This window comes from Flavobacterium sp. HJSW_4 (genome assembly GCF_042436695.1).
Taxonomy (GTDB): Bacteria; Bacteroidota; Bacteroidia; order Flavobacteriales; family Flavobacteriaceae; genus Flavobacterium.
This window is the reverse complement of record NZ_JBHNPP010000017.1, coordinates 107567-116439: the sequence shown is the minus strand read 5'-3', so window position 1 is coordinate 116439 and position 8873 is coordinate 107567. Positions and strand designations below refer to the sequence as shown.

Below are 8873 nucleotides of genomic sequence, written 5' to 3'. Positions count from 1 at the left end.
ACTTTGCGAGACTAATTTAAGATACAGAGAAAAAATTAGTGTAATTAGTGCAATTCGCGGCAAAAAAATAAAAAAAATGGATAGAGAGCAGTTATTTACAATCGCCAGCAATTGGTTTGAAAGTCAGGGATGGAAACCTTTTCCGTTCCAGACACAGACATGGACTGCTTTTCTTCAAGGAAAAAACGGATTGTTAAATGCACCAACTGGAAGCGGAAAAACGTATGCGCTCTGGCTTCCGATCATTTTAAATTATATTAAAGAAAATCCGAATTATAAAACCACCCGAGGCAAAGCCGAACGGAGCGTAGCTAAACATAACAATGGAATAAAAGCGATTTGGATTACTCCTCTCCGTTCTTTATCAGTAGAAATAAAACAAGCCGCGGAACGAGTTTTAACCGATTTAGATATTCCTATGACCGTTGGAATTCGTTCTGGAGATACTTCTGCGGCAGAAAGGGCCAAACAAAAAGGCAAAATGCCCGATTTATTAATTACAACTCCCGAAAGCCTACAATTACTTTTGGCTTCAAAAGGTTATGCAAATACTTTTAAAAATTGCAGTTCAATTGTAATTGATGAATGGCACGAATTATTGGGAACCAAACGTGGCGTTCAAGTCGAATTGGCGTTATCAAGGCTAAAAACAATTGCTAAAAATATTCGAATCTGGGGAATTTCAGCAACAATTGGTAATCTACAACAAGCGCAAGAAGTTTTGCTTGGAGTTGATTCTGAATCTTATAACAACTCTGTTTTAATAAAAGCGGTAATTCATAAAAAAATAAAAGTCATTTCTATCATTCCCGAAAAAATGGATACCTATCCTTGGCGCGGACATATGGGATTGCATTTAATTGATGAAGTCGCTAAAATTATAAAAGCGAGTAAAACGACTTTAATCTTTACGAATGTTCGTTCGGCTTGTGAAATTTGGTATCAGCGATTATTAGAAAAATATCCTGAATTTGCTGGCGAAATGGCGATGCATCATGGAAGTATTGATCGCGAAACGAGACTTTGGGTAGAAAATGCGATTCGGAATGAAGAATTAAAAGTCGTAGTTTGCACTTCGAGTTTAGATTTGGGAGTTGATTTTGCGCCTGTTGAATCTATCATTCAAGTTGGCGGACCAAAAGGTGTTGCCCGTTTTATGCAGCGCGCAGGACGAAGCGGTCATCAACCTGGAAAAGAAAGTGTTATTTATTTTCTAGCTACACATGCAATTGAACTTATCGAAGCTTCTGCTTTAAAAAAAGCGGTAGAAAATAGCGTTATCGAAGATCGAGTTCCCTACTTAAATAGTTGGGATGTTTTGGTTCAATATCTCAATACTTTAGCAGTTTCTGACGGATTTTATCCTAAAGAAATTTTCAAAGAAATTCAAGGAACTTTTAGTTATCAAACCATTACGCCAGAAAACTGGAACTGGATTTTAAATTTTATTACGCAAGGAAGTCAAAGTCTTTATGCTTATGACGAATTTAAAAAAGTAGAAATCGACGAAAACGGCTGTTATAAAATCAATAGCAGAATGATTGCAATGCACCACAGGATGCAGATTGGAACGATTGTGGGCGATGCTGTAATGAATGTCAAATTTTTGAGTGGCGGTTATATCGGAACAATTGAAGAATGGTTTATTTCGAAATTAAAACCAGGCGACACTTTTATTTTTGCAGGAAAAAAACTGGAATTATTCAAAATCAGAAATATGCAGGTTTTGGTTAAAAAAGCGAGTCCGAAGAAAGAATCTAAAATTGCAAGTTGGATGGGCGGACGTTTGGCGCTTTCTTCTCAAATGAGCGAATTGCTTCGTCAGGAATTATATCGCGCCAATACTGATAATCTTTCGCCAGAATTAAAAGCTTTACAACCATTATTTCAAAGACAAAGAAAAGAATCAATTGTGCCAAGTTCAGATGAATTTTTAATTGAAACTTTCAAAACTCGAGAAGGATTTCACGCTATTTTTTATCCTTTTGAAGGTCGTTTTGTACATGAAGCTCTCGCTAGTTTATTGGCTTTCAGAATTAGTTTATTGCAATCCATCACTTTTTCTTTGGCATATAATGATTATGGTTTTGAATTACTTTCAGATCAGGAAATTGATATTGAAGCAGTTTTAGATAATAATTTATTTTCAACCGAATATGTACATCACGATTTGCAAAAAAGCTTAAATTCTACAGAAATGGCACGAAGAAAATTTAGAGATATTGCTGTAATTTCGGGATTGGTTTTTACAGGTTTCCCAGGAAAAATGGTTAAAACGAAACATTTGCAAAGCGGTTCTCAATTATTATTTGAAGTTTTTAGAGATTTTGAACCTGATAATTTATTATTGCATCAAGCTTATCGCGAGACATTTGAGCATCAATTAGAAGAAGGTCGTTTGATTTTGGCTTTGGAAAGAATCGCCAATCAGAAAATCATTTGGAAACAATGTTTAAAACCTACTCCTTTTAGTTTTCCGATAATTACCGATCGATTAAGAGAAAAATTATCGAGTGAAACTTTGGCTGAAAGAATCCAGAAAATGACAGCTTCTTACATGAAATAATACTTTATGAAAATTCAAATACAAAACGAAAACTTTATACTTCATTCAAGCGGAGCTATTTTTTGGGAATCTAAAAAAATTATTATCATTTCTGATGTTCATTTAGGAAAAGTAACTCATTTTAGAAAACATGGAATCGCCATTCCGCAAGATGCTGTTTCGGAAAATTTTAGAAAAATCACTGATGTTTTAGAATATTTTGAGCCTGAAAAAATTATCTTTTTGGGAGATTTATTTCACAGCACAAAAAATTCAGAATGGGATTTATTTGAACAATGGATTTCAAATCACAATCAGGAAACTTATTTAGTTGCAGGAAATCACGATATAATCGATCAGAAACATTATTTCGAAATTGGAATTCTTGTTGTTGATGTTTTACAAATTGATCATTTTTTCTTCACGCATCATCCGACAGAAAAAGACAATTTATTTAATTTTTCAGGACACATTCATCCTGGAATTATTTTGCGAGGTTTAGGAATGCAAAGCTTAAAATTGCGCTGTTTTTTTCATAAACCAAATCAAATGATATTGCCTGCTTTTGGAGAATTTACAGGAAAATTTATTTTAAAACCTGAAGAAGATCATCTTGTTTATGCGATTGCTGGAGAGGAAGTTATTCTGATAAATAAAAACAATTGAAAGAGTCTATTGTTTTCATTTACAATTTTTTAAAAATCATTATTTGAAGCAAAAAATAAAACCCAGTAAATCTAAATTTACTGGGTTTCTTTTTATTTTGTAATGAAAAAATTACTGTTCGTCGTTATTCATTGCCGACATCAAAAGCGTATAAGCATTTTTGACAATCACTTTTGAAGAACTTGAAATCGCATCAGAAGTAATTTGGGTAAAACCTTCATTTTTAACTCCAGATTTAACTTCATTCATCTGAAACTGGTTGTTCCCAATATCAGTAAAGACATAGAATTTCCCTTGCCAGCGCACCACCGCATCTTCTGGAACTGTTAGTGCTCTTTGATTTTCAACTTCTACTTCTGCATTTACAAAGAGTCCAGGTAAAAGTTCTGGATTATAACTATTTACTTTACAGATAATTTCTGCCGCACGATCTCCATTTAAGCTTTGATTGATAAAAGCAATTTTAGACGCATACTTTTTTCCATTAGAAGCGTTTGTATACGCCATAACGGTTTGACCGATTGAAAGTGAAGTCACATCTTTTTCGAATGCGTTTAAAGTCAGAACGATGTCTTTTTTATCGATTAATTCGAAAAGCATATCCGTCGGATTTACATATTTTCCGATGTTGACATTTACTTTAGAAACAAGACCATTTATAGGTGAAATCACTCGAATTGTTTTACTTATATTTCCAACATTCAGCGTTTTAGCATTAATTCCTAATAAGTTTAATTTTTGTTCTAAAGAAGACATTGTAATGCGTTGCGTTCTCATTTCAGTCGTGATTTGTTCTAAAACTTTATCACTCGCCGCTTTGTTTGCATTTAACTCTTTCTGTCTTTTGTGTTCATTTTGAGCCAATTCGAACTTTTCTTTTGCCATCAGATAATTTTGCTGCAATTCGATAAACTGCATATCTTCCAAAACAGCTAAAACCTGACCTTTCTGAACGTTCATTCCCGCAATAAGATTCGTACTTTTCACATAACCTCCTAACGGAATACTGATGCTAATTACGCTTTTTGGAGGGACCGTTACTGTACCTTGAAGCTGTAAAATCTCTTTTACATTTTTTACAGTTGGATTACCACTTTCTAAACTAGCATTTTTAACTTGTTCAGGACTTAATTTAATGATATCAATGCTTTTAGTTTCAGCACTTTTAGTTTCTTCGTTTTTCTTATTTCCGCAAGAAATTAGAAATATAGCGCCAATAAACGCTGCAATATATTTTTTCATTTTAAATATTATTAAGATTTTGAAGTGTGACAACTGCTTTATTGTAAGCGTTTAGCGCGTCTAAATATTCACTTTTAATTGTAATAGCCTGATTGACTACCAAAACCCATTGCAGATAATCAATATCTCCGTTTTGCAATTGACTGCTTGAAGCTTCGATAATCGTTTGAGCGTTTTTCAATCCGTCAGTTTCATAATATTGCAGACTTTCTTGGTATTTTTTAAGCTCTCGATCTGCATTTTCAATATTGGTTTTCACTTCTATTTTAGCCGCTTCAGAAAGTTCAACAAAGCTTTCGTATTCTGCTTTTGCTGCTCTTTTTCGCTCTGACTGACTTGTGAAAAATATCGGAATTGAAAGCCCTGCATTTACATAATTAAATCTTTGTCTACTACCATAATAAACATCTTGACCTGAAGCATTAGTTTGAGATCCAATAATGCTCAAATTGTTATATCCCAAAGTAATTTCTGGAAGCATTTTGGCACCTTCAGTTTTCCATCTGTACTTAGCCGATTCCGATTCAAATTGCGAACGCTGCACTGCTGGAAGATTTTCTGGTTTTAAATTTTCGATAGACGAATGATCTAAAACTGCTTTCAAATTCATCTTTTTTGGAGTGTGTTCCGATTTGTCTTGAAGAATGGCATTAAACGAATTCAAAGCGATTTCGATATCACGATTTACCATAACCAATTGGTTGCTGTAGAATTGTCTCGCAGATTGCGAGGCGCTTTTTTCTAAAACATTCGCTTCACCAGCTTTAAACCTCAAATCTGATTTTTTCTCCATAATTCTGTAGATCGAATCAGCATAAACTAGAAGTTCTTTTTTGCTGTTTAGCCACAAATAATCGTAGTAAATATTTCGAACACGAGTTTTTATTTCTTGCGAAGTCAATTGCACTTCAGCTTTTGCTTTATTGAAATCGGCTTTTAAAGCTTTTTTCTGATTGCTATAAACAGTCGGAAAAGCAAAAGTCTGGCTGATTCCAAAACGAGTATCATTCTGCGCGCTATTAAACTGTCCGTAATCGGCATCTATTTGCGTTTGCGGAATATTATAAGCCGATTTCTGCAAATAGCTTTTTGACTGTTCATTCAATTTAGCCGATTTAATCGTTCTGTTATTTTGAATCGCAATTGAAATAGATTCGTCAAGCGAAATTGGTAATTCTTGCGCTTTTGCCATGTTACCAATAAAAAGAATACTCAATAAAATGGTTAGATTATTCATGTGCTTTTTTCTTTTTTTAGTGAAAACTTTAGCGTGATACGTCATTAAATAAATAGCTGGAAGTACAAAAAGCGTTAAAAGAGTAGCTGTTACTAATCCACCAATAACAACCGTTGCTAGTGGACGTTGTACTTCTGCTCCTGCACCATTACTTAAAGCCATTGGAAGAAACCCTAAAGAAGCTACAGCTGCCGTCATTAATACAGGACGCAATCTGTTTTTTGTTCCTAAAAGAATAATATCAAAAGGATCTGTAATTTCTCCTTGCTTCTGAATTCGATTGAACTCGGATATTAAAACGATTCCGTTTAGAACTGCAACTCCAAAAAGAGCAATAAATCCAACTCCCGCAGAAATACTAAATGGCATATCGCGCATTACCAAAGCAAATACACCTCCGATCGCTGATAACGGAATCGCCGTAAAAATGATAATTCCTTCTTTAAACGATCTGAAAGCAAAGTATAATAAAGCAAAAATCATTAATAAAGCTGCTGGAACAGCAACTCCTAATCTTGCTTTTGCTTGCTGAAGATTTTCAAAAGCACCTCCATACGTAATATAATAACCTGGATCAAATTTGATTTGCTGATTCACTTTCTTTTGCAGTTCTTCTACAATTGATTGAACGTCTCTTCCACGAACATTAAATCCGACGATAATTCTTCTTTTAGCGTTTTCTCGCTGAATCTGATTCGGACCCTCCACTTCTTCTACTTTCGCAACTTGATAAAGCGGAATCTGCATTCCTGAAGGCGTTGCAATCAAAAGATTTCTAACGTCTTCAATTCCTTTTCGTCCGTTGTCTTCAACACGAACAACCATATCGAAACGTTTTTCACCTTCATAAATACTTCCAGCAACAGCTCCTGCAAAAGCGGCATTAATAGTTCTGTTGATGTCTACCACACGAAGACTATATTTTGCCATTTCTGCCCAATTGTAATCAATTACGATTTGTGGCATTCCGGTAACTTTTTCTACGTATAAATCGGCTGCACCTTCAACGGTTTTACTGATTGCTCCTAATTTTTCTGCATATTCAGAAAGTTTTTGAAGATCTTCTCCGTAAATTTTACAAACCAAATCTTGTTTCGCTCCCGTCATTAATTCGTTAAAACGCATCTGAACAGGAAATTGGAATCCAGTTGTAACTCCAGGCGCAATTCGTTTAACGGTTTTCGTCATTTTATCAGCCAATTCTGGAAACGAAGAAGCACTTGTCCATTCTGATTTGTCTTTCAAAACAATAATCATATCTCCACCCTCAATCGGCATTGGATCGGTCGGAATTTCAGCACTTCCAATTCTGGAAACGACTTGCTGCACTTCTGGATATTCTTTCTTTAATTCGGCAGAAATCTTCTCAATCGTTTTGGTTGTCGTAGAAAGATTGGTTCCTAACAACAAACGCGTTTCAACAGCAAAATCCCCTTCTTCCAATTGCGGAATAAACTCTCCTCCCATTCTTCCGAACAAAACAACAGCGATTCCGAAAAGTACAAATGCAGCTATAACAATAGATTTTCTAATGCCTAAAGCTTTGGTTAGCCAGCCTTCATAAGCATTTTCCAGTTTCGCCATTATACGATCAGAAAGATTCTTTTTATGACTGATTTTTTTGCTTAAGAATAAAGCGCTAACCATTGGCACATAAGTCAATGACAAAATGAAAGCTCCTAAAATGGCAAATGCAACAGTTTGTGCCATTGGTTTGAACATTTTACCTTCAATTCCTTGAAGCGAAAGAATTGGCAAATACACAATTAAAATGATAATTTGTCCAAACACCGCTGCGTTCATCATTCGCGCAGCCGAGCCTGTAACTTCTTTATCCATTTCTTCTTGCGAAATATCATTTACTGTTTGGTATTTTTTAGAGCTATGAAGATGATGCAGAATAGCTTCTACAATAATTACAGCTCCGTCTACAATTAATCCGAAATCTAATGCTCCAAGACTCATTAAATTTCCGCTTACGCCAAAAGTATTCATCATAATAATGGCAAAAAGCATCGCTAACGGAATTACTGAAGCAACAATAAATCCTGCTCTAAGATTTCCTAAAAATAAAACTAGAATTAGAACAACTATTAAAGCACCTTCAACTAAGTTTTTTTCTACTGTTCCGATGGCGTTGTCTACCATTTTGGTTCTATCTAAGAAAGGCTCAATTTTTAAACCTTCAGGAAGAATTTTCTCGATTTGAGCAATTTTGTCTTTTACATTGACAATAACATTATTGGCGTTTTCGCCTTTCAGCATCATCACGATTCCACCAACCGATTCTCCGTATTCGTCAGTCGTTAATGCACCGTAACGAATTGCAGAAGAAATCTTAACATCGGCAACATCTTTTACAAGAATCGGAAGTCCGCCTTGTGTACTTTTAACCACAATGTTTTCAATGTCTTTAATGCTTTTAGCTAAACCTGTACTTCTAATATAAGAAACCGTTGGACCTTTCTCAATATAAGCTCCTCCAGTGTTTTCGTTACTGCTATTTAAGGCGGTAAAAACTTCACTAATCGTTAAATTTTGAGCTTTTAATCTCGCAGGATTTACAGCAATTTCATACTGTTTTAATTTCCCTCCAAAAGTAGAAACATCGGCAATTCCTTTCGTTCCCAAAAGCTGTCTTCTGATGGTCCAATCTTGAATGGTTCGTAAATCTTCTAGAGAATATTTTTCTTCGTAACCAGGTTTTGGTTTTAAAACATATTGATAGATTTCTCCCAAACCAGTTGTTACAGGCGCCATTTCTGGCGAATTGGCATTTCGATCAATTTCTACTTGCTGGAGTCTTTCTGCAATTTGCTGACGCGCCCAATATACATCGGCATCGTCTTCAAAAACAACACTTACAAGTGAAAGTCCGAAACGAGAAATACTTCGGCTTTCTTTTAAATTTGGAATATTACTAATCGCCTGTTCGATCGGAAAAGTGATCAATCTTTCTACATCTTCCGCGCCAAGCGAAGGAGCTGTCGTGATAATTTGTACCTGATTATTAGTGATGTCTGGCACAGCATCAATTGGTAATTGGGTAACCTCATACACACCGTAGACAATCCACAGCAGTGTAAAGATTCCAATTGCAAGTTTGTTCTTAACTGAGAACTGAATTACTTTATTAAGCATAATGTATTAATTAAAAAATAATAAATGAGCAACTGGAAACGA

4 protein-coding genes are annotated in these 8873 nt (G+C 35.1%); 2 read left to right on the top strand and 2 right to left on the bottom strand.

All coding sequences use genetic code 11. The features are described 5' to 3' along the window. The first annotated feature begins 76 nt into the window (after positions 1-76). A complete protein-coding gene (locus tag ACE01P_RS16340) occupies positions 77-2566 on the top strand; it encodes a ligase-associated DNA damage response DEXH box helicase (RefSeq protein ID WP_379699899.1) in 2490 nt (829 codons plus the stop codon). A gap of 6 nt (positions 2567-2572) precedes the next feature. Then, positions 2573-3211: a ligase-associated DNA damage response endonuclease PdeM gene (gene pdeM, locus ACE01P_RS16335; RefSeq protein WP_379699897.1), complete on the top strand. Its 639-nt coding sequence runs from the start codon at positions 2573-2575 to the stop codon at positions 3209-3211. Between the two features lie 111 nt (positions 3212-3322). On the opposite strand, the gene ACE01P_RS16330 is transcribed toward pdeM, so the two are convergent. Together ACE01P_RS16330 and ACE01P_RS16325 are read right to left on the bottom strand one after the other, a co-directional pair. Beyond that, positions 3323-4453, bottom strand: coding sequence for an efflux RND transporter periplasmic adaptor subunit (locus ACE01P_RS16330; RefSeq protein ID WP_379699894.1), 1131 nt, complete (start codon positions 4451-4453; stop codon positions 3323-3325). 1 nt (position 4454) lies between these two features. Continuing rightward, entirely contained in the window at positions 4455-8831 is a 4377-nt protein-coding gene (locus ACE01P_RS16325; RefSeq protein ID WP_379699891.1) for a CusA/CzcA family heavy metal efflux RND transporter, read from the bottom strand. Between the last annotated feature and the right edge of the window lie 42 nt (positions 8832-8873).

Coding starts and splice junctions, on each gene's coding strand:
- pdeM (WP_379699897.1), top strand. CDS start 2,573: ATGAAAATTCAAATACAAAACGAAAACTTTATACTTCATTCAAGCGGA.
- ACE01P_RS16330 (WP_379699894.1), bottom strand. CDS start 4,453: ATGAAAAAATATATTGCAGCGTTTATTGGCGCTATATTTCTAATTTCT.
- ACE01P_RS16340 (WP_379699899.1), top strand. CDS start 77: ATGGATAGAGAGCAGTTATTTACAATCGCCAGCAATTGGTTTGAAAGT.
- ACE01P_RS16325 (WP_379699891.1), bottom strand. CDS start 8,831: ATGCTTAATAAAGTAATTCAGTTCTCAGTTAAGAACAAACTTGCAATT.